Below are 19,357 nucleotides of genomic sequence, written 5' to 3' on the forward strand. Positions count from 1 at the left end.
CCAGAGCGGGAAGGGGGTGGGCGGAAACAACGGCCGCCCAGTCTACGGGCTCCCCCACGGCCCGCCGCACGCCCTCTCCCGCGCCCCGGCCGCGCCGGTGGTGCGGCCGGCGATCCTTGACGCCATCCGTACGGGTGGCGGGCCGGACAGCGCGGGGGCGGCCGGGTAGCGTGGGCCGCACGGGCCGGGTGCCGGGCCGGTGTACGCAAGAGAAGGTGCGGGGCGCAGCGCTATGCACATCGTGATCATGGGTTGCGGCCGGGTCGGCGCGACCCTGGCCCACACCCTTGAGGAGCGGGGGCATTCGGTCGCGGTCATCGACCAGGACGCCACGGCGTTCCGCAGGCTCGGCTCGGGGTTCGGCGGGCAGCGGGTGACCGGTCTGGGGTTCGACCGGGACACGCTGAGCGAGGCGGGTATCGCGGACGCGGGCGCGTTCGCGGCGGTGAGCAGCGGGGACAACTCCAACATCATCGCCGCCCGGGTGGCGCGCGAGGTGTTCGGCGTGGAGAACGTGTCCGCCCGGATCTACGACCCGCGCCGCGCGGAGGTGTTCGAACGGTTCGGCATCCCGACGGTGGCCACCGTGCGCTGGACCGCGCACCAGATGCTGCGCCGGCTGCTGCCGGCCGGGGCGGAGCCGCTGTGGCGCGATCCCAGCGGCGGGGTGCAGTTGTCGGAGGTGCACATCACCCCGGCGTGGGTGGGGCACAAGGTGAGCCGGTTCCAGCAGCACACCGGGGTGCGGGTGGCGTTTTTGACCCGGATGGGCGAGGCGATGCTGCCGACCTCGCGCACCGTCCTCCAGGAGGGCGATCTGGTGCACGTGATGATGTACAGCGATCAGGTGGCCGAGGTCGAGGCGGCGTGTCTGCTCGGTCCCGACGAGGAGCGGCAGCCATGAGGGTGGTGATCGCCGGGGCGGGCGCGGTGGGCCGCTCGATCGCCGGGGAGCTGCTGGAGAACGGCCACGAGGTGCTGCTGATCGACAACGATCCGGACGCGGTGGCGGTACGGCGGGTGCCGGAGGCGGAGTGGCTGCTGGCCGACGCCGCCGAGATCGCCACGCTGGACGAGGCGGCGCTGGAGCGCTGTCAGGTGGTGATCGCCGCCAGCGGTGACGACAAGGTCAATCTGGTGGTCTCGCTGCTGGCCAAGACGGAGTACGGGGTGCCGCGCGTGGTGGCGCGGGTCAACAACCCGAAGAACGAGTGGCTGTTCAACGACGCGTGGGGCGTCGATGTGGCCGTCTCCACCCCGCGGCTGATGTCGGCGCTGGTGGAGGAGGCGGTGAGCGTCGGCGATCTGGTGCGGCTGCTGCGCTTCAGCCAGGGCGAGGCCAATCTGGTGGAGCTGACCCTGCCGCAGGGGGCTGCGCTGGTGGGCACCCGGGTGGGCGAGGTGGCGTGGCCGCAGGACACCGCGCTGGTGACCATCATCCGGGGCGTGAAGGTGCTGATCCCGGATCCGGACGACGCGCTGGCGGCGGGCGACGAGTTGCTGTTCGTCGCCGCGCCGGCCCGCGAGGCCCAGTTGCAGGCGCTGCTGTCGCCGCGCCCGGGGAAGGAGTGAGCGCGGGTCAGGGCCCCTGCTCGGTGGCCGCCTCGGCGGCCCGGGCCGCCTCGCGTTCCTTCTGGGCCCGTTCCTCCGCCTCCATCTCGGCGATCACATCGATGGGGGCCGGGGCCTTCACCAGGATGATCCAGGTCAGATAGACGGCGAGCAGGAACGGCGGGATGCCGAGCGCCACCCGCAGCCAGCCCAGCTGGGTGGCGTCGCCCCAGAAGTAGATGGGGAAGGTGATCGCCGACTTGGCCAGCAGGATCGCGCCCCACACATAGCTCGCCTTGACGTAGGCGGCCTTGCGGCCGGGGTTGCGGGTGCGCCAGGAGAGCATCTCCCGGAACACCGGCCCCAGGATCAGCCCGAGCAGCGGTACGCCCGCCGCGGCCGTGGCCACGTACGCGATGCCGAGGCCGAGGGTGTAGAGCATGCCGGGGAGGTAGAAGTTCTTGGCGTCCCCGGACATCATCGCGAAGGCCGCGCCGAAGGCCACGCCGAAGACGCCGCTGAAGGCGTGCTTGACGGTGTCGCGCTGGATCAGCCGGCCGACGGCCAGCAGGGCGGAGATCGTCAGGGCCGCGACGGCGGAGATCTTGATGTCCCGGTTGATGGTGTAGCTGAGCACGAACACCAGACCGGGCACCGTGGTCTCCACCATGCCGCGCACGCCGCCGAACGCCTCGAAGAAGGCCGCCTTGGTGGCCTCCTGGTCGGGCGCCTGGGGGGCGACGCCGGGCCGGCCGGACGGGATCTCCTGGTCAGGTGGGGTCACCTGGCTACTCCTTGTCGAGGGGTCGCAGCTGGTATCGGGGGTTGAACAGCACCGGACGGCCGTGGGTCACCGCGATCCGTCCGGAGGCGACCAGCTCCCGGCCGGGGACGATCCCGGCGATGGCGGCGCGGCCCAGCCAGATGACCTCCAGCCGGGCGGAGCCGTCGTCCAGCTCGGCGGCCAGTGCGGGCAACCCCGCCACCGTACGCTCGCTCACCGAGCGCAGCGTACCGGTCACGCTGACGACCGGGCGGCCGGCCGGGCCTTCCGCGCATTTGCTGATGGGGGTGCAGCGGGCGCGCTCGGCCTCCTCGGCGGCCCGTTCGGCCTCCTCGGCGGCGTGCGCGTCCGCGGCGGCCCGGCCCGGCCACCAGCGGGGCCGTCCCCGCCGCCTGCCGGGGTGACCCCCGCTGCGTTCACCCGCGCTCATGCCGTCCAGCGTAACGTCCCCCGCGTTCCGTTCAGCGTTCGAAGCGGTAACCCATGCCCGGCTCGGTGACGAAGTGCCGGGGGTGCGCGGGGTCGGTCTCCAGCTTGCGGCGCAGTTGTGCCATGTAGACCCGCAGGTAGTTGGTCTCGGTGCGGTACGCCGGGCCCCAGACCTCCTGGAGCAGCTGTTTCTGGCTGACCAGCCGGCCGCTGTGCCGGATCAGCACCTCCAGCAGATGCCACTCGGTGGGGGTGAGCCGGACGTCGCGGCCCTCGCGCTGGATCTTGCGGGCGGCGAGGTCGACGGTGAAGCCGGCGGTGTGGACCACGGAGTCCTCCTCGGCGGCGGCCGGCTCCGCGCGGCGGACGGCGGCCCGCAGCCGGGCGAGGAGTTCGTCCATGCCGAACGGCTTGGTCACGTAGTCGTCCGCGCCCGCGTCCAGGGCCTGCACCTTCTCGTCGGAGGTGTGCCGGGCGGAGAGCACGATGATGGGCGTCCTGGTCCAGCCGCGCAGCCGGGCGATGACCTCGGTGCCGTCCATGTCGGGCAGGCCGAGGTCCAGGATGACCGCGTCGGGATGCCGGTCGCGGGCCAGGCGCAGCGCGGTAGCGCCGTCCGGAGCGGTGTCCACCTCGTACTGGCGCGCCTTGAGGCTGATCACCAGGGCACGGAGTATCTGCGGCTCGTCATCGACCACGAGCACCCGGTGCATGCGCTCCCCCTTGTTCCCCTTGTTCGGATGGTCGGCTGTCCGGCACGGCGTCCGGGGTGTCGGCGGGCAGGGTGAGCACCATGGTCATCCCGCCGCCGGGGGTGTCCTCGGCGTCCAGGGTGCCGCCCATGGCCTCGGTGAAGCCGCGGGCGACGGCCAAGCCGAGGCCGACGCCGTTGCCGCGCGGGATGTCGCCGTGCCGCTGGAAGGGCTCGAAGATCCGGCCCTTGTCGGCGTCCGGCACCCCGGGGCCCCGGTCGACGACCCGCAGCTCGACCTGGTTGCCCAGCGCGCTGCCGCGCACCAGGACCCGGGTGTGGGCGGGCCGGTACTTGACGGCGTTCTCCACGACGTTGGCCACCGAGCGCTCCAGCAGCCCGGGGTCGGCGGCCACCCAGGGCAGCGATTCGGGGATGTCCAGCGTCACGACGTCCGGTGCCACCCCGCCGAGCGCCCGCAGCACCACCTCGTCCAGGGCGGTGCGGCGGATCAGCGGCCGTACGGTGCCGGTGTGCAGCCGGGACATGTCCAGCAGGTTGCCCACCAGCTGGTCGAGGCGGTCGGCGCCGTCCTCGATGCTCTCCAGGAGCCCGGCCCGGTCCGCCTCCGACCACTCGACGTCGTCGGAGCGCAGCGAGGACACCGAGGCCTTGATGGCGGCCAGCGGGGTGCGCAGGTCGTGCGAGACGGCGGCCAGCAGGGCGGTGCGGATGCGGTTGCCCTCGGCGAGCTTGTGGGCGCGGGCGGCCTCGGTGAGCAGCCGCTGCCGGTCCAGGATGGTGGCGGCGTGGGCGGCGAAGGCGCTCAGCACCCGGCGGTCCTCGGCCGGGAGGACCCGTCCGGAGAGCACGAGCATGGTGTGCTCCCCCACCGGCACGTCGACGTCGGCGTCCTGGGGCCGCAGCAGCGGGCGGGGGTTGTCGGCGATGGCGGAGACACTTCCCACACAGCGCCAACGACCGCCGTCGTGGTCGCGTTCCAGGAGGGCCGCGCAGTCCATGCCGAAGGTCTCCCTGGCCCGGCCGAGCAGGGCGCGCAGGGTGTCCTCACCGCGCAGCACGCTGCCGGCCAGCACGGTGAGCGTCTCGGACTCGGCGCGCAGCCGGGCGGCCTGCTGGGTGCGCTGGGCGGAGAGATCGACCACCGAGGCCACGGCCAGCGCGATGGCGAAGAAGATCACCACGGTGATCACGTCGTGGCCGCTGCCGACCCCCCAGTGGTGGAGCGGTTCGGTGAAGAAGTAGTCGAGCAGGACGGTGGCGAGCGCGGCGGAGACCAGGCCCGGGTAGAAGCCGCCGATCAGCGCGGCGAGCACCGTCATGGACAGGAAGAGCAGGACGTCGCTGGCGAACCCGGCCAGCGGCTGCGGGGGCGCGGCCAGCAGCACGGTGAGCAGCGGCGGCCCGGCCAGGCCGATGAGCCAGCCGGCGAGGGTGCGGGAGCGGCCGAGGCGGGCGCCGCGGGCGCTGGGCAGGCCCCGGCCGCGGGCCACCTCGTCGTGGGTGACGATGTGCACGTCGAGGTCGGGGCCGCTGTCGCGGGCCACGCTGGAGCCCACGCCGGGTCCCAGGGCGTGCTGCCAGGTCTTGCGGCGGGAGGAGCCGAGCACGATCTGGTTGGCGTTGACGCCGCGGGCGAAGTCGAGCAGGGCGCTGGGGATGTCGTCGCCGATGACGTGGTGGAAGGTGCCGCCCAGCTGTTCGACCAGGGTGCGCTGGCTGGCCAGTTCGCGCGGCGAGACGGCGGTGAGCCGGGCGGCGCGCGAGACGTGGACGGCGAGGATCTCGCCGCCGGAGCTCTTGGCCGCCATCCGGGCCGCGCGGCGGATGAGGGTGGAGCCCTCGGGGCCGCCGGTGAGGGCGACGACGATCCGCTCGCGGGCGTACCAGGTGGAACGTATGCCCTGTTCGGTGCGGTAGCGCTGGAGGTAGGCGTCGACGCGGTCGGCGGTCCACAGCAGGGCGAGTTCGCGCAGTGCGGTGAGGTTGCCGGGCCGGAAGTAGTGCGAGAGGGCGGCGTCCACCTTGTCGGGGGCGTAGATGTTGCCGTGTGCCATCCGGCGGCGCAGCGCCTCGGGGGTCATGTCCACCAGTTCGATCTGGTCGGCACGGCGCACCACGGCGTCGGGGACGGTCTCGCGCTGCCGGACCCCGGTGATGGCGGTCACCACGTCGGCCAGCGACTCCAGGTGCTGGATGTTGACGGTGGAGATGACGTCGATGCCGGCGTCGAGCAGGCTGTCGATGTCGCGCCAGCGCTTGTCGTGGCGGGAGCCGGGGGCGTTGGTGTGGGCGAGTTCGTCGACGCAGACGACGGCCGGAGCGCGGCGCAGGACGGCCTCGGTGTCCATTTCGCCGCGTCCGCTGCCCTGGGGGGCGGCGGGGCGGCGGGGGACCGTCTCCAGGCCGCGCAGCAGGGCCTCGGTGCGGGGGCGGTCGTAGGTCTCGACGAGTCCGACGACGATGTCCGTGCCGCGCTCGGCGCGCCGGTGGGCCTCGCTGAGCATGGCGTAGGTCTTGCCGACTCCGGGGGCGGCCCCCAGATAGATGCGCAGTGTGCCGCGTCGTGCCATGGATCCATTGTCGGTGCCCGGCCGGCAAGCGGCCGGGGCGGGCGGTGGTGGGGCCGCCCGGGACGGGCGGTCAGCGGCGGGAGGCGCGCTCCTCGCGTCTGCGGCGGCGGATGACCAGCAGGTCGAGGAAGGCGACCACGGTCAGCACGCCGCAGACGATGGCCAGGGTGAGCAGCGGGGCGCGTCCCGGTGAGGATCCGGGGTCGCTGTTCGCCGCCCAGATGGCCAGCAGGACGGTGCCGGCCGCGAACAGCGGGAGGAAGATCAGCGACAGCAGCCGGCGCAGCGGCAGATCGCTCTTGGCGGTGATCGGCTCGGTGCCGGTCCGCCGGTGACGGCGGTTGTCCATGGTTCGGCCTCCTCGCGGGTGACCGGGCGGGTACCCGCGAGGAGGCCGGTGACACGGACGGATCCGGTGCGGTCAGCGGACCTCGGAGATCTCCGGGCCGCGGCGCAGGTGGTCGAGGCCGCCGGCGAAGCGGGAGGTCTCGGTGGGCTGGCCCGCCTGCTCCTGCTTGACGCCGTCCGGCACCATCTGGGCGTTCTCCGGGAGCTTGAGGACGATCGGGTCGCGCGGGGCCATCGGCCCGTCGCCGCGCACCACGACGGTGTCGCGGAAGATCTGCTCCAGGACCCCGGCAGCCTGCGGGTGGACGGCGCCCTGGCCGGAGATCACGCCGCGCAGGAACCAGCGGGGGCCGTCGACGCCGACGAACCGGACGGTCTGCATGCCGCGCTTGCCGTCCGGCAGCTGGACGGGCACCTGGGCGCGCAGCTCCCAGCCGAGCGGGCCCTCGGTCTCGTCGATGACGCCGCCCTGCTGGGTGATGCCGGAGGCGATCTCCTCGCGGACCTCGGACCAGATGCCCTCGCGCTTGGGCGCGGCGAACGCCTGGAGCTGGACCGCGCTGTCCTTGAGGACGACGGTGGCGGCGACGATCGCGTCCCCCGCGACCTCGACCCGCAGCTCCATGCCCTGGACGCCGGGGACGAAGAGGCCGCCGAGGTCGACCCGGCCCTCGGCGGGGTTGCCGACCTCGCTCAGATCCCAGGGACCCTCGGGGCGCGGCGCGGGCTCCAGTTTGACCCGGCGCACCTCCGCCTCGTCGGGTGCCTCCTCGGCCGTGGCCTCGACGGCTTCCTCGGGTTCCTCGTTCTTGCGACGACGTCCGAACACGTCACTGTCCTTTCCGGCCGGCGATCCCGCCGGAGCCGACCGCAGCGTAGGGGTTGTCCAGGCCGGCATGACCGCCCGTGGAGCCGAAACCCCCCGTGGCGCGTACGGATTCCGGCAGCTGATCGACCTCGTGGAACCGTACGGTCTCGACCCGCTGGACGACGAGCTGTGCGACCCGGTCGAATCGTTCGAACCGCACGCTCTCCCGCGGATCGAGATTGATCGCGATGACCTTGATCTCACCACGGTACCCGGCATCGATGGTCCCGGGGGCGTTCACCATGGAGACCCCGTAGCGGGCGGCGAGTCCTGAACGGGGGTGCACAAAGGCCGCGTACCCCTCGGGGAGGGCGATGGAAACCCCGGTGGGCAGGACGGCCCGCTCGCCGGGGGCCAGCTCGGCGGCCTCGGTGGTGACCAGGTCCACCCCCGCGTCACCGGGCTGCGCCCGGGAGGGGAGGGGTACCTCGGGATCGATGCGCCGCAGGAGGACGTCCAGGGCGGTTGGGTTCACATGGGCACTCACGGTGCAGACCCTACCGCCGCCCGCGACCGCCGGGGACTGCCTGCCATGCTTGGCCGTATGAAGCCGTACGACGAACGACTGACCGTGCCCCGTTCCTGGTGGCTGATGGCCGCGGGCGGGGTCGCCCTGCTGGGCGTCTCCCTGCTCCCGCTGGGCACGGCGGCCCTCATCGCGGGCCTGGTGGTGGGGGTGGCGGGTGCCGGGGTGGCGCTGAGCAGTTACGGCGCCGCGCGGATCCGGGTGGTGGCCGGCGCGCTGGTGGCGGGCGACGCCCGGATCCCGCTGTCGGCGCTGGGCGAGGCCCGGGCGCTCGACGCCGATGAGGCGCGCGCCTGGCGCACCCATCGGGCGGATGCCCGGGCTCATATGCTGCTGCGGGCCTATATTCCCACGGCGGTCCGGGTCGAGGTGACGGATCCGGCGGATCCGACGCCCTACCTGTATCTGTCGACCCGGCGGCCGGAGCGGCTCGCCGCTGCGCTTTCGGCCCGCCCGGACGCGGTCTGACACCTCAGTCCGGGCGGACGATCACTCGCAGTCCTTGCAGATGGGCTGTCCGCCACGCTCGTAGGCGAGCTGTGAGCGGTGGTGCACCAGGAAGCAGCTCATGCAGGTGAACTCATCGGCCTGCCGGGGCAGCACCCGGACGGACAGTTCCTCGTTGGAAAGGTCCGCTCCGGGGAGCTCCAGGCCCTCGGCCTGTTCGAACTCGTCGACATCGACCGTGGAGGCGGACTTGTCGTTCCGCCGGGCCTTGAGTTCCTCGATGCTGTCTTCGTTGACGTCGTCGTCGGTCTTGCGTGGACTGTCGTAATCCGTAGCCATGCTTCTCTCCCCCTCTGGGTTCTGTGGTCTCTCCAGCGCAGGTAACGCGGGAGGGCCGAACTTTGTGCCCGACCCGAGGCGGAGATTTTGCCTCACATCAAGTCCTGTTACTCAATCGACACCCGATCGAACGCCTGAAGAGGTGATCATCTCCGCCCGTCGATCAGGCTCAGGACAGCGGACAAGCCGGTAATCATCGCTGCAATCCCCCGGAAAATGGTGGGTTGCGTATGCGATATATCACATACGGCTCAATTCCGCTCAATGCCGACTGAGATCCCGCCCGTGCATGATCTCAGACCGGCAGGGTCACCCGCATCACGAGCCCCCCGGTCTCCCGGGGGACGGCCACCACGTGGCCGCCGTGCGCCCGGGCCACCGAGCGGACGATCGACAGGCCGAGCCCGACGCCCTTGTCGCTGCCGGTGCGGTCCTTCCCGAGCCGGCGGAAAGGCTCGAACATATTATCGACCTCGTAGGCGGGCACCATCGGGCCGGTATTCTCCACGATCAGCACCGCCTGTCCGGGCCGCGCCTGGGTGTCCACCCGGACCCAGCCGCCCTCGGCCACGTTGTGCCGCACCGCGTTCTGCACCAGGTTCAGCGCGACCCGCTCCAGCAGCACCCCGTTGCCCTGGACGTACACCGGAGGCCGCACCCCCGCCAGCTCCACCCCCCGCTCCTGCGCCTCCCCGCGCGTCTGCTCCAGCGCCTGCCCCGCCACCTCGGCCAGGTCCACCGGCTTGCGCTCCACCAGCTGGTTGTCGCTGCGCGCCAGCAGCAGCAGGCCCTCCACCAGCTGCTCGCTGCGCCGGTTGGTCGCCAGGAGTGTGTTGCCCAGCTGCACCACCTCCGGCGAGGCGTGCGGATCGGACAGCTGCACCTCCAGCAACGTCCGGTTGATCGCCAGCGGCGTCCGCAGCTCGTGCGAGGCGTTGGCGACGAAGCGCTGCTGCGCCGTGAAGGCCCGGTCCAGCCGGTCCAGCATCTCGTCGAAGGTGTCCGCCAGCTCCTTCAGCTCGTCGTCCGGGCCGTCCAGCTCGATCCGGCGGTGCAGATCGGATCCGGCCACCTGCCGGGCGGTGCGGGTGATCCGGCCCAGCGGCGAGAGCACCCGGCCGGCCATCACGTAGCCGAACGCGAACGCCGCCACCGCCAGCCCCAGCAGCGCCATCAGCGAACGGCGCAGCAGCGCCTTGAGCGCCACGTCCCGCTGGATGTCCACACAGCCCGCCAGCCAGTCCTTGAACTGGTCGCTGGTCACATTCCCGGAGATCCCCTGACAGGAGTCGGAGGTGATCTGCACCCGGGTGTCGCTGGTGATCAGGAACGGCAGCGCGTTCCCCTTGTGCAGTGCCTCGGCCGCCAGCAGATAGATGATCGTCAGCAGCAGCATCCCGGCGAACAGGAACATCCCGCCGTACAGCAGCGTCAGCCGGATCCGGATGGTGGGCCGCAGCCAGCTGCGCGGCGGATCCGCCTCGGGCGGGTCGAAATCCGGACGCGGCGGGGCGGCCGGCCGCCGCAGCCCCGAGCGGCCCGGGTACGGGGGCTGTACGGGCGGTGGCGGGGGCGGCGGGGAGGAGGGGGAGGACGGAGCGGTCATGGCGGTCAGATCCGGTATCCGGCGCCCGGCACGGTGGTGATCACCGGAGGCTCGCCCAGCTTGCGGCGCAGCGTCATCACGGTGACCCGGACCACGTTCGTGAACGGGTCGGCGTTCTCGTCCCAGGCCTTCTCCAGCAGCTGCTCGGCCGAGACCACCGTGCCCTCACCGCGCATGAGGACCTCCAGCACGGCGAATTCCTTGGGCGCCAGATGGATCTCCCGGCCGTCCCGGAAGACCTCCCGGCGGTTGGGGTCCAGCCGGATGCCGGACTGCTCCAGCACCGGCGGCAGCACCGCCACCGAGCGCCGTCCCAGCGCCCGGACCCGGGCCACCAGCTCGGTGAAGGCGAACGGCTTGGGGAGATAGTCGTCCGCGCCCAGCTCCAGGCCCGCCACCCGGTCGCTGACGTCACCGGAGGCGGTCAGCATGAGGACCCGGGTGGGCAGCCCCAGCTCCACTATCCGGCGGCACACGTCGTCCCCGTGCACCAGGGGCAGATCGCGGTCGAGCACGACCACGTCGTAGTCGTTGAGATCGATGCGCTCCCCGGCGGCGGCACCGTCGTACACCACGTCCACCGCCATGGCCTCCCGGCGCAGCCCGGTGGCCACCGCGTCAGCGAGCAGCTGCTCGTCCTCGACGACGAGTACGCGCACGTCCCTGGTCCTTCCTCGCACAGCCCGACGGGAGCCCGGAAAGGCTCCCCGCTCCATCCTGCCTCGCCCGGCGGTAAACCGGTGGTAAGGGACCGGCGGGCACCCCGGGTGACGGGACGGTGGTGCGGCGGTGACATCCGGGTGGCCCGCGGGCGGCATGCGGACTTTTCCCGGGGGCGCAGGTTTCCGCTCCGGAAGGGCCGGGGAAGACCCCAGGACACCCCGCGATCACCCCCCTGAAGGCGGCAAGCCCACGCGTGCTGCCGACCGGTCGGGCCCGCCGTGACCGCACCCACCCCGGCACCTCCCCAGTGCCGCCGATCGAAGACGAGGGGGCGCACCATGGACGCGTTCACCACTGGAATCCTGCAGCGCATCGAGAGCACCGAGTCCGATCTGCACCGCGCTCGTGAAGCAGGAGACGTGTTCACCGTGGATGTCGAGCAGGCCGAGCTGGACGATCTCCGCCGGCTGGCCGCGGAACACGGTGTGCAGGTCGGCTCCGCCGTCTGACACGGAACAGGGTGAGGGCCCCGGGAGCCATGCGCTCCCGGGGCCCTTGTCGTGCGGTGCCGGCCGCCCCGGCGGGGGCGGCGCGCCCGCGCCGTCAGTCGTGCCAGGCGCCCAGGTCCTCCAGCAGCGGCTGCAGTACCTCGAAGACGGCCGGGGTGGCCGCCACCGTCAGCTCGCCGTCGGGCACCAGGCCCGGCCGGCCGCCGGTACGGGCACCGCTCTCCCGGGCGATCAGATCGCCGGCGGCCAGGTCCCAGGGGTGCAGGCCGCGCTCGTAGAACCCGTCCAGCCGTCCGCCGCCGACATCGCACAGGTCGATGGCCGCCGAGCCGGACCGCCGGATGTCCCGCACCTGCGGGATCAGCCGCTGGGCCAGTGCCGCCTGGGCGGTGCGCACACGGGCCACGTAGTTGAACCCGGTACCGATCAGGGCGCGGTCCAGCGGGGCCGCCGGGCGGCAGCGCATCCTCTCCGGCGCGGCGCCGGAGAGCACCCGGAAGGCGCCGCCGCCGCGCACCGCGTAGTACGACTCCTGGCGCATCGGCGCCTCCACGGCCGCGGCCACCACCTCCCCCTCGTACTCCGCGGCGATGGACACCGCCCACTGGGGCAGCCCGTAGAGGTAGTTGACGGTGCCGTCCAGCGGGTCGACGACCCAGCGCACCCCGCTGGTGCCGGCGCTGCTGCCGCCCTCCTCGCCGAGGAAGCCGTCCTCGGGCCGGTGCTCGGACAGATAGCCGGTGATCAGCTTCTCGGCGGCGATGTCCATCTCGGTGACCACGTCGATGGGGCTGGACTTGGTGGCCGCCACCCCCAGGTCGGCGGGCCGCCCGTCCCGCAGCAGCAGGCCGGCGCGCCGTCCGGCCTCCCGGGCGAGGTCGAGCAGTTCGGACGGGGACACGGACTCGGGCATGGGCCGGGGCTCCTCGGTGGTCTCGGTGTCAGGCATAGGGACTGTCGGCGCCCGCGGCGGCCGGGCGGGGGGTGCGGGCGGCGCAGCAGCCCACCGGGCACACGTCGTGGCCGGCGCCGAGGGTGCCCAGGGCGCAGCGCTGCGGCTGCTCGCCGCGTTCGGTGGCGGCCCGCTCCAGCACCAGGTCGCGCACGGCCGCCACGAACCGGGGGTCGGTGCCCACGGTGGCGGAGCGCACGGCGGGCAGCCCGAGTTCGGCGGCGACCGCCAGCGCCTCGGTGTCGAGGTCGTAGAGGACCTCCATGTGGTCGGAGACGAAACCGATCGGCACCATCACCACCGCCGGGGCACCCGCCTCGTGCAGGGTGCGCAGATGGTCGCAGATGTCCGGCTCCAGCCACGGGATGTGCGGGGCGCCGCTGCGCGACTGGTACACCAGCTCCCACGGGCGCCGTACCCCGGTGCGTTCGGCCAGGGCTTCGGCGATCCAGCGGGCGGCGTCCATGTGTTCGGAAACGTACGCGCCGCCGTCGCCGTGACCGGCCGGGGGTCCGGAGGTGTCGGCGGCGGCGGTGGGGATGGAGTGGGTGGTGAACGCCAGCACCGCGCCCTCGCGGACGTCCGCGGGCAGTTCGTCCAGGGCGCGCAGCACCCCGTCGGTCATGGTCTCCAGGAAGCCGGGGTGGTTGTAGTAGACCCGGAGCTTGTCGACCCGGGGCAGGTCCAGGCCCTCCTCGGCCAGGGCGGCCAGCGCACCGGCCAGGTCCTCGCGGTACTGGCGGCAGCTGGAGTAGGAGGAGTAGGCGCTGGTGGCCAGGGTGAGCACCCGGCGGTGGCCGTCGCGGACGATCTCCCGGAGGGTGTCGGTCACATAGGGCGCCCAGTTGCGGTTGCCCCAGTAGACCGGCAGGTCGAGGCCGTGTTCGGCGAAGTCGCTCCGCAGGGCGGCCAGCAGTTCGCGGTTGTGGCCGTTGATCGGGCTGACCCCGCCGAAGAGGTGGTAGTGGGCGCCGACTTCGGCCAGCCGTTCCCGGGGGATGCCGCGGCCCCGGGTGACGTTCTCCAGGAAGGGCAGCACGTCGTCCGGGCCCTCCGGACCGCCGAAGGACAGCAGCAGCAGGGCGTCGTAGGGGTGGGGGTCTCGCGCGCGATCCATGCCCCCGATCCTGCCACCCGCCCCGGACGATCGGGGTCCGAGGTTCCCCCGGGTGCCGGACACCGCTGTACTCCACCCGGGAACACGGCCCGGTGGGCGGCGGCCTCGTCAGCGGCGCATCCGTTTTCACCTGATTGAGCTGGGTAGTAACCGGAATGTGATCTGTTGTTCCTCCGTCAACTCCCTTGTCCGGGGAGAACTTCCACGGCGCGGCGCCCCACCCCCGTGGCCCTAATGGAGTAGTGTGAACATTCCTGGCCTCAGCCCCTGTCCGGACCGCTCGGATCGCCACATCCGCGCCGGTCACCACACGTGGCAAAGTGGTGACTGTGCCACAACGGAGGTGGCGGGCCCTGGCCCGACACGCCGGGCAAGTCGGCAAGGTTGTGGCAGGCTGCACCCGGGCAGGTCACACTCGTCCAGCGGAGCAGCGACGTACGTGACGTCGGCAGGCACACCGGGAGGTCCTCGTGCCCGAACTGCGTGTCGTGGCCGTGAGCAACGACGGCACACGTCTGGTGCTCAAGGCTGCCGACAACACGGAATACACCCTGCCGATCGACGAGCGGCTGCGGGCCGCGGTGCGCAACGACCGCGCGCGTCTCGGGCAGATCGAGATCGAGGTGGAGAACCACCTGCGCCCCCGGGACATCCAGGCGCGGATACGAGCCGGGGCCACGGCGGAGGAAGTCGCCCAGCTCGCCGGCATCCCGGTGGACCGGGTGCGGCGCTTCGAGGGCCCGGTGCTGGCCGAGCGGGCGTTCATGGCGGAGCGGGCCCGCAAGACCCCCGTCCGGCGCCCGGGCGAGAGCGCCGGGCCGCAGCTCGGTGACGCGGTCGCCGAGCGGCTGATGCTGCGCGGCGCGGACAAGGACGCGGTGCGCTGGGACTCCTGGCGCCGGGACGACGGCACCTGGGAGGTGCTGCTGGTCTACCGGGTGGCCGGGGAGACGCACTCCGCGAGCTGGATGTACGACCCGCCGCGCCGGCTGGTGCAGGCCGTGGACGACGAGGCGCGGGCGCTGCTGGGCGAGAGCGAGGACCCGCCGGAGCCGAGCACCCCGTTCGTGCCGCGGATCGCCCGGCTGCCCCGGGAGGGCTCGGCGCCGCCCCGGCCGCAGCCGGAGAGCGAGCCGGACTCGCTGACCAGCCTGCTGGAGGCGGTGCCCAGCTTCCGGGGCGACCTGGTGGTGCCCGACCTGGCGGGCCCGGAGGATCCGCCGGACGAGGCGGTCGCCGAGGAGGCGGCCGTGGAGCCGCCCGCCTCGGCGGCGAGCGCGGGCTCCGCGTACGCGGATGTGCTGATGCCGCGCACGGTGGCCGGCCACCGCGACCGGCTGACCGGCAGCACGGACCGCCAGGCGGAGGCGGACGGCGTCCGTCCGGGCCGCAGGGCGGCGGTCCCCAGCTGGGACGAGATCGTCTTCGGGACGCGCCGCAAGAAGAAGGACTGAGCCGCAGGGGGCCCGGCGGGGGCCGGTGTCCCGGGTGGCGTGGTCGCGCACTCGCGGCCGGGCCGGGCCGTACCACCTGCCCAGCCGCCGTACGCCGAGGTCTCCCGGTGGCGGGCGATCCGGGCCGAACGGGCGGCCCCGCCCGCACACGGCGCGGGTGGACGGGGCCGCCGGCCGCCCGCGGACCGCTCAGCCGGGCTGCGGGCCGGTCGCCACCGGGCGGGTGGGGTCCGCCGTCCACTCGCTCCACGAGCCCGCGTACAGCGCCGCCTCGATGCCCGTCGTGGCCAGGGCCAGCACCGTGTGGGCGCCCGAGACCCCCGAACCGCAGTACACGCCCACCGGCGTGCCCTCCGCCGCGCCCAGCGCCGTGAAGCGCTCCCGCAGCTCGCCCGGGGCCCGCAGCAGGCCCGCCGGTGTCACGTTCTCCGTGGTCGGCGCGGACACCGCGCCGGGGATGTGCCCGCCCACCGGGTCGATCGGCTCCACCTCGCCGCGGTACCGCTCCCCCGCCCGCGCGTCCAGCAGCAGCCCCTCCCGGGCCAGCCGGGCCGCGTCCGCCGCGTCCAGCAGCGGCATGCCACCGGGCCTGGGGACGAAGTCGCCGGGCTCCGGCACGGGCACCTCGCGGGTCAGCCCGCCCTCCCAGGCGGCCAGCCCACCGTCCAGCACCCGGACCCGCCGGTGGCCCGCCCAGCGCAGCAGCCACCAGGCGCGCGCCGCCGCCCAGCCCTGCCCGCCGTCGTACACCACCACCGGGCGGCCCTCCCGCACCCCGGCCCGGCGCATCGCCGCGCCGAACGCCTCCGGGTCCGGCAGCGGATGCCGCCCGCCGGGCCCCGCCGGGCCCGCCAGTTCCGTGTCCAGGTCCACGTACACCGCCCCGGGCAGGTGCCCGCCCTCGTAGGCGGGGCGTCCCGGCGGGCCGCCCAGCTGCCAGCGGACGTCGAGCAGGACCGGTTCGGAGAGGTCGGCCGCGAGGTCGGCCGCCGTGATCAGCACGCTCATCCCACCATTCTCGCGCCGAACAGGCATGGCGAGGCGCCATAGCGGTAGGGACCTTGATCAGGGGACACTGGAGATGAGCGGCACCGGCGTACGCCGGACCGCATCGATGAGGGTCACAAGGAGACGAGCATGACCGTAGGAGCGGCTCCACCCAGACCGGGCACACCTTGCTGGGCGAGTCTGATGGTGCACGACCTGGCGGGAAGCCAGGAGTTCTACCGGAGCCTGTTCGGATGGGAGTTCGAGGAAGGGCCCCGGCAGCTGGGCCTGTATGTCCGCGCCCTGCACGAGGGGCGCCCCGTGGCCGGGGTCGGGGAGATCGCGGCCGATCTGCAGCGTCCCTCCGCCTGGCTGCCGTACATCGCCACCGCCAACGCCGACGCCACCACCGCCATGATCCGCGACTGCGGCGGCACCCTGGCGGTCGGCCCGCTGGACGCCCAGCAGGTGGGGCGGCTGGCCATCGCCGCGGATGTGTGCGGTGGCGCGTTCGGGGTCTGGGAGGGGCGTACGTACCACGGTGCGCCGTTCCAGGAGACCCCCGGCGCCCCGGCCTGGACGGAGCTGATCACGCCGGAGACGTCGCTGGTCAGCAAGTTCTACTCGATGGTCTTCGGCTATGAGGCGGTGCCCACCCCGGCGCTGCCGCAGGGCACCGACCATCTGACGCTGCGGCTCGGCGGCCGTTCGGTGGCCGGGATCGCCGGGGTCGGCTCCGATCTGCCGCACGACCGGGGGCCGCACTGGATGACGTACTTCTCGGTGCGCGATCTCGACCGGGACGCCGTCCGGGTCGGCGAGCTGGGCGGGCGGCTGCTGAAGGAGCCGCACGACACCCCGTTCGGCGTCGTGGCGGCGGTGGAGGACCCGGAGGGCGCGCCGTTCGCCCTGGTGGACCCGAGCCGGCGGCGGCCCGCGGAGGGCTGACCGGCGCGGAGGGCTAGCCGGCGCCGCGGGCGCTGTCGACCGGGAGCACCTCGGGCGACAGCGCCCCGGCACCCGCCGTGGCGGCGGTGAGCCGGCGCCGGTGGTGGCGCCGGCACAGCACCTCGTACCCCACCTCGCCGCGGGCGCCCGCCGGGTCACCGACGTCCCCGACCACCACCTGGGCGCCCTCGACCACCATCCGGCCACCGACCGTCCGGGCGTTGTGGGTGGCACGGGCGCCGCACCAGCACAGCGCCTCCACCTGGAGCACCTCCACCCGGTCCGCCAGCTCGATCAGCCGCTGGGAGCCGGGGAAGAGCCGGGTGCGGAAGTCGGTGGTGATGCCGAACGCGAAGACGTCGATGCCCAGGTCGTCCACCACCCGGCCCAGCTGGTCGACCTGCTCGGGCGAGAGGAACTGCGCCTCGTCCGCGATCACGTAGTCCACCCGGCCGCCCGCCGTGAGGTGCTTGACCAGGTGGACGTGGAAGTCGAAGGACTCGTCGGCCTCCACCGCGTCCGTCACCAGCCCGAGCCGGGAGGAGAGCCGCCCCTCCCCCGCCCGGTCGTTGCGGGTGAAGATCATGCCCGACAGGCCGCGCGCGGACCTGTTGTGCTGGATCTGGAGTGCGAGGGTGCTCTTCCCGCAGTCCATCGTGCCGGAGAAGAAGGCGAGTTCAGCCACGGATCGGTTGTTTCCCTTTAGGTGCGTACTTCAAGGAGCGGGACGAACTGCTCGGCGGCCGTGAGCGAACCGTGCATGCCGATGAGCGCGGACTCCTTGGGCTCGGTGGTGGTCGCGGTGACGGCGTGGTTGCCGGTCATCGCGACCACCACATCGCCTATCCGGTCCGCGACCCGCGGCTCGACGGGGGTGCCCGGCGGGCCGAACCAGCCCAGCTCGACGGCCTCCTCACGGGTCACCACCCACGCCTCGTCCGCCAGCACCTCGCGCCACACCGCGTGCACGTCGGCGGCGGCGCCGGGGACCGCGTACAGATGACGCGCCCGGCCCTCCCCGCCGAGCAGCGCCACCCCGGCGCGCAGCTCCCAGTCCTCGTCGAAGTCGTGCCGGAACTCCTCACCGGGCGGCACGTCGACCATGCCGTGGTCGGCGGTGATGTACAGCACGCTGCGCGGCGGCAGTTGCTCGGCGAGGCGCTGGGCGAGCGAGTCGACGTAGCGCAGCTGGCCGCGCCATGCCTCGGAGTCCATGCCGAACGGGTGGCCCGCGCCGTCCAGTTCGGCGTAGTAGGTGTAGACCAGGGTGCGGTCGGCGGCGGCCAGCCGCTGGGCCGCCAGGTCCATCCGCTCGCCCGCGTCCAGCCGGCCGATGAAGGTGCCGCCGCTGAGGGCGACCTGGGTGAGCGGCGTGTGGGCGAAGTGCGGCGCCGACACCTGCGAGGTCTCCACCCCGGCTGCCTGTGCCCGCCGGAAGACCGTGGGGTGGGGCTGCCAGTGGGCGGGCTCGGTCCACGGGTTCCAGCGCAGCTGGTTCATCAGGACGCCGCGCTCGGGATCGCGCACCTTGTAGCCGGCCAGGCCGTGCGCGGCCGGGGTCAGCCCGGTGCCGACCGAGGCCAGCGAGGTGGCGGTGGTCGACGGGAAGCCGGCCGTGATGGGGGTACCCGTGCCGCCGCCCGAGGTGGGCAGCAACGAGGTGAGGAACGGGGCGAGATGGGGGTGGTCGTGCAGCGCCTGCCAGCCGAGCCCGTCGATGAGGAAGACCGCGACCCGGTCGGCGGGCGGCAGCTCGAACCCGGTGCCGCCGTGCGGGGAGCGCAGCTCCGGGACGGCGGCGGGCAGCAGATCGGCGAGCGACCCGGCTCCGTACGCGGGCGCCGGGGCCGCGCGCGGGTCCAGCGGTACGGGGTCCGGTGCGTGATCGTGAGCCGGGACGCGTGTCACGTGCCGGCCACCGCGGTGGCCTCCGACAGCGCCTGGGCGAACTCCAGGGTCCGGCGGACGGTCTCCGGCCCGTCCCCCGCCTCGCTGATCCGCAGCGAGAGGTCGTCGGCGGTGGTGGAGCCGGTGTAGCCGTGGTCGGCCTCGCAGTTGGGGTCGCCGCAGTTGGCCGGCTCCATGTCGATGCGGGAGACGGCGCCCCAGCCGATGGTGAGGACGACCTCGCGCGGCAGGGTGCCCGGCTTGTAGGACTGCGGGTTGGAGACGACGCGGCTGAGCACCACCGAGGAGATCCGGTCGAGCTTCACGGACTCGGTGGAGGTGGTGGCGTACGGGGCGGGCGCCGTGCTGTCGGCGGACTGCTCGTCGGTGTGGCTGACGATGAACCGGGTGCCGGTGAGCACCAGGACGGTGGCGTGCCGGCGCACCTCGTTGCTGTCGAACGTCGTTTCCTGGTGCACGAGATAGGACGCCACGGCCTCGCGGCCGACGGCCGCCTCCACCGCATCGGCGACCAGCGCCGGGTAGTAGCCGCTGCGCTCGATCGCCTCCCGCAACCCCTGGGATGTCGTACCGGTCTTCGCCATGGAGTCCATCCTACGGGGCGCCACCGACACCCATGGGCCCCTTGCCCGGGTA

At 73.2% G+C, this 19,357-nt stretch carries 22 protein-coding genes; 6 read left to right on the top strand and 16 right to left on the bottom strand.

The genetic code is table 11. From position 1 onward, the window contains the following. Nucleotides 1-232 precede the first annotated feature (232 nt). Complete coding sequence (locus BM385_RS03805; RefSeq protein WP_019435162.1) at nt 233-904, top strand: potassium channel family protein; 672 nt, start codon at nt 233-235, stop codon at nt 902-904. Beyond that, on the top strand, nt 901-1,572 hold the full coding sequence (locus BM385_RS03810; RefSeq protein WP_019435161.1) for a potassium channel family protein: 672 nt from the start codon (nt 901-903) through the stop codon (nt 1,570-1,572). Before BM385_RS03805 ends, BM385_RS03810 begins: the two co-directional genes overlap by 4 nt. 7 nt (nt 1,573-1,579) lie before the next feature. Here the strand turns inward: BM385_RS03810 and BM385_RS03815 are convergent, their stop codons facing one another. The 7 genes from BM385_RS03815 to dut all read right to left on the bottom strand — a co-directional run bounded on the left by BM385_RS03815 (nt 1,580) and on the right by dut (nt 7,725). Next, nucleotides 1,580-2,314, bottom strand: a complete 735-nt coding sequence (locus tag BM385_RS03815) for a DUF3159 domain-containing protein (RefSeq protein ID WP_026047677.1) — start codon at nt 2,312-2,314, stop codon at nt 1,580-1,582. A 25-nt stretch (nt 2,315-2,339) separates the two neighbouring features. After that, nucleotides 2,340-2,765 (bottom strand): OB-fold nucleic acid binding domain-containing protein, encoded by a 426-nt coding sequence (locus BM385_RS03820; protein ID WP_019435159.1) that lies wholly within the window; start codon nt 2,763-2,765, stop codon nt 2,340-2,342. 31 nt (nt 2,766-2,796) lie between these two features. Then, a complete protein-coding gene (locus tag BM385_RS03825; RefSeq protein ID WP_019435158.1) occupies nt 2,797-3,477 on the bottom strand; it encodes a response regulator in 681 nt (226 codons plus the stop codon). Beyond that, complete coding sequence (locus BM385_RS03830) at nt 3,452-6,049, bottom strand: ATP-binding protein (protein ID WP_093842167.1); 2,598 nt, start codon at nt 6,047-6,049, stop codon at nt 3,452-3,454. The genes BM385_RS03825 and BM385_RS03830 overlap by 26 nt, the downstream gene beginning before the upstream one ends. A 70-nt stretch (nt 6,050-6,119) precedes the next feature. Next, complete coding sequence (locus BM385_RS03835; protein ID WP_019435156.1) at nt 6,120-6,398, bottom strand: DUF6343 family protein; 279 nt, start codon at nt 6,396-6,398, stop codon at nt 6,120-6,122. A 72-nt stretch (nt 6,399-6,470) separates the two neighbouring features. Then, the gene (locus tag BM385_RS03840; RefSeq protein ID WP_019435155.1) at nt 6,471-7,226 is read right to left on the bottom strand and encodes a DUF3710 domain-containing protein; all 756 of its coding nucleotides are present in this window, start codon (nt 7,224-7,226) and stop codon (nt 6,471-6,473) included. Between the two features lies 1 nt (nt 7,227). Then, nucleotides 7,228-7,725: a dUTP diphosphatase gene (dut, locus tag BM385_RS03845; RefSeq protein WP_093842234.1), complete on the bottom strand. Its 498-nt coding sequence runs from the start codon at nt 7,723-7,725 to the stop codon at nt 7,228-7,230. Between the two features lie 84 nt (nt 7,726-7,809). Here dut and BM385_RS03850 point away from each other — a divergent pair, with 84 nt between their 5' ends. Beyond that, the gene (locus BM385_RS03850) at nt 7,810-8,259 is read left to right on the top strand and encodes a DUF3093 domain-containing protein (protein WP_019435153.1); all 450 of its coding nucleotides are present in this window, start codon (nt 7,810-7,812) and stop codon (nt 8,257-8,259) included. A 21-nt stretch (nt 8,260-8,280) separates the two neighbouring features. Here BM385_RS03850 and BM385_RS03855 read toward each other — a convergent pair whose 3' ends face one another. The 3 genes from BM385_RS03855 to BM385_RS03865 all read right to left on the bottom strand — a co-directional run bounded on the left by BM385_RS03855 (nt 8,281) and on the right by BM385_RS03865 (nt 10,842). Continuing rightward, nucleotides 8,281-8,577 (bottom strand): DUF4193 domain-containing protein, encoded by a 297-nt coding sequence (locus tag BM385_RS03855; protein WP_019435152.1) that lies wholly within the window; start codon nt 8,575-8,577, stop codon nt 8,281-8,283. Nucleotides 8,578-8,872: 295 nt separating this feature from the next. Continuing rightward, nucleotides 8,873-10,183 (bottom strand): sensor histidine kinase, encoded by a 1,311-nt coding sequence (locus tag BM385_RS03860; RefSeq protein ID WP_019435151.1) that lies wholly within the window; start codon nt 10,181-10,183, stop codon nt 8,873-8,875. A gap of 5 nt (nt 10,184-10,188) precedes the next feature. Further along, nucleotides 10,189-10,842, bottom strand: coding sequence for a response regulator transcription factor (locus BM385_RS03865; protein WP_019435150.1), 654 nt, complete (start codon nt 10,840-10,842; stop codon nt 10,189-10,191). Between the two features lie 342 nt (nt 10,843-11,184). Here BM385_RS03865 and BM385_RS27030 point away from each other — a divergent pair, with 342 nt between their 5' ends. Beyond that, entirely contained in the window at nt 11,185-11,355 is a 171-nt protein-coding gene (locus tag BM385_RS27030) for a hypothetical protein (RefSeq protein ID WP_019435149.1), read from the top strand. Between the two features lie 94 nt (nt 11,356-11,449). Here BM385_RS27030 and BM385_RS03870 read toward each other — a convergent pair whose 3' ends face one another. Both BM385_RS03870 and BM385_RS03875 read right to left on the bottom strand, forming a co-directional pair. Continuing rightward, nucleotides 11,450-12,268: an inositol monophosphatase family protein gene (locus tag BM385_RS03870; RefSeq protein ID WP_019435148.1), complete on the bottom strand. Its 819-nt coding sequence runs from the start codon at nt 12,266-12,268 to the stop codon at nt 11,450-11,452. A 28-nt stretch (nt 12,269-12,296) separates the two neighbouring features. Further along, on the bottom strand, nt 12,297-13,424 hold the full coding sequence (locus BM385_RS03875; protein ID WP_093842168.1) for a ferrochelatase: 1,128 nt from the start codon (nt 13,422-13,424) through the stop codon (nt 12,297-12,299). Between the two features lie 470 nt (nt 13,425-13,894). Here BM385_RS03875 and sepH point away from each other — a divergent pair, with 470 nt between their 5' ends. Continuing rightward, entirely contained in the window at nt 13,895-14,878 is a 984-nt protein-coding gene (gene sepH, locus BM385_RS03880; RefSeq protein ID WP_093842169.1) for a septation protein SepH, read from the top strand. A gap of 189 nt (nt 14,879-15,067) precedes the next feature. Here sepH and BM385_RS03885 read toward each other — a convergent pair whose 3' ends face one another. After that, complete coding sequence (locus tag BM385_RS03885; protein ID WP_093842170.1) at nt 15,068-15,886, bottom strand: sulfurtransferase; 819 nt, start codon at nt 15,884-15,886, stop codon at nt 15,068-15,070. Between the two features lie 129 nt (nt 15,887-16,015). Between BM385_RS03885 and BM385_RS03890 the strand changes: the two genes are divergently transcribed. Beyond that, on the top strand, nt 16,016-16,813 hold the full coding sequence (locus BM385_RS03890) for a VOC family protein (protein ID WP_026047674.1): 798 nt from the start codon (nt 16,016-16,018) through the stop codon (nt 16,811-16,813). Nucleotides 16,814-16,826: 13 nt separating this feature from the next. On the opposite strand, the gene BM385_RS03895 is transcribed toward BM385_RS03890, so the two are convergent. From BM385_RS03895 to BM385_RS03905, 3 genes are read right to left on the bottom strand one after another with little or no spacing between them, the layout of a single operon-like run. Continuing rightward, entirely contained in the window at nt 16,827-17,498 is a 672-nt protein-coding gene (locus BM385_RS03895; RefSeq protein ID WP_019435143.1) for a thymidine kinase, read from the bottom strand. 17 nt (nt 17,499-17,515) lie between these two features. Then, complete coding sequence (locus BM385_RS03900) at nt 17,516-18,721, bottom strand: alkaline phosphatase family protein (protein ID WP_093842171.1); 1,206 nt, start codon at nt 18,719-18,721, stop codon at nt 17,516-17,518. Further along, nucleotides 18,718-19,305 carry a DUF5998 family protein gene (locus BM385_RS03905; RefSeq protein ID WP_093842172.1) on the bottom strand — a complete coding sequence of 196 codons (588 nt, stop codon included), beginning with the start codon at nt 19,303-19,305 and terminating at the stop codon, nt 18,718-18,720. Before BM385_RS03905 ends, BM385_RS03900 begins: the two co-directional genes overlap by 4 nt. Nucleotides 19,306-19,357: the final 52 nt, after the last annotated feature.

It is taken from the genome of Streptomyces harbinensis (assembly GCF_900116145.1).
GTDB classification, from domain to species: Bacteria; Actinomycetota; Actinomycetes; order Streptomycetales; family Streptomycetaceae; genus Streptomyces; species Streptomyces carpaticus.

What these genes read in the sequence shown, in the direction of transcription:
- BM385_RS03835 (WP_019435156.1), bottom strand. Translation starts at nt 6,398, where the DNA reads ATGGACAACCGCCGTCACCGGCGGACCGGCACCGAGCCGATCACCGCC.
- BM385_RS03905 (WP_093842172.1), bottom strand. Translation starts at nt 19,305, where the DNA reads ATGGCGAAGACCGGTACGACATCCCAGGGGTTGCGGGAGGCGATCGAG.
- BM385_RS03805 (WP_019435162.1), top strand. Translation starts at nt 233, where the DNA reads ATGCACATCGTGATCATGGGTTGCGGCCGGGTCGGCGCGACCCTGGCC.
- BM385_RS03810 (WP_019435161.1), top strand. Translation starts at nt 901, where the DNA reads ATGAGGGTGGTGATCGCCGGGGCGGGCGCGGTGGGCCGCTCGATCGCC.
- BM385_RS03820 (WP_019435159.1), bottom strand. Translation starts at nt 2,765, where the DNA reads ATGAGCGCGGGTGAACGCAGCGGGGGTCACCCCGGCAGGCGGCGGGGA.
- BM385_RS03890 (WP_026047674.1), top strand. Translation starts at nt 16,016, where the DNA reads ATGACCGTAGGAGCGGCTCCACCCAGACCGGGCACACCTTGCTGGGCG.
- BM385_RS27030 (WP_019435149.1), top strand. Translation starts at nt 11,185, where the DNA reads ATGGACGCGTTCACCACTGGAATCCTGCAGCGCATCGAGAGCACCGAG.
- BM385_RS03825 (WP_019435158.1), bottom strand. Translation starts at nt 3,477, where the DNA reads ATGCACCGGGTGCTCGTGGTCGATGACGAGCCGCAGATACTCCGTGCC.
- BM385_RS03875 (WP_093842168.1), bottom strand. Translation starts at nt 13,424, where the DNA reads ATGGATCGCGCGCGAGACCCCCACCCCTACGACGCCCTGCTGCTGCTG.
- BM385_RS03870 (WP_019435148.1), bottom strand. Translation starts at nt 12,268, where the DNA reads ATGCCCGAGTCCGTGTCCCCGTCCGAACTGCTCGACCTCGCCCGGGAG.
- BM385_RS03830 (WP_093842167.1), bottom strand. Translation starts at nt 6,049, where the DNA reads ATGGCACGACGCGGCACACTGCGCATCTATCTGGGGGCCGCCCCCGGA.
- BM385_RS03850 (WP_019435153.1), top strand. Translation starts at nt 7,810, where the DNA reads ATGAAGCCGTACGACGAACGACTGACCGTGCCCCGTTCCTGGTGGCTG.
- BM385_RS03885 (WP_093842170.1), bottom strand. Translation starts at nt 15,886, where the DNA reads ATGAGCGTGCTGATCACGGCGGCCGACCTCGCGGCCGACCTCTCCGAA.
- BM385_RS03855 (WP_019435152.1), bottom strand. Translation starts at nt 8,577, where the DNA reads ATGGCTACGGATTACGACAGTCCACGCAAGACCGACGACGACGTCAAC.
- BM385_RS03860 (WP_019435151.1), bottom strand. Translation starts at nt 10,183, where the DNA reads ATGACCGCTCCGTCCTCCCCCTCCTCCCCGCCGCCCCCGCCACCGCCC.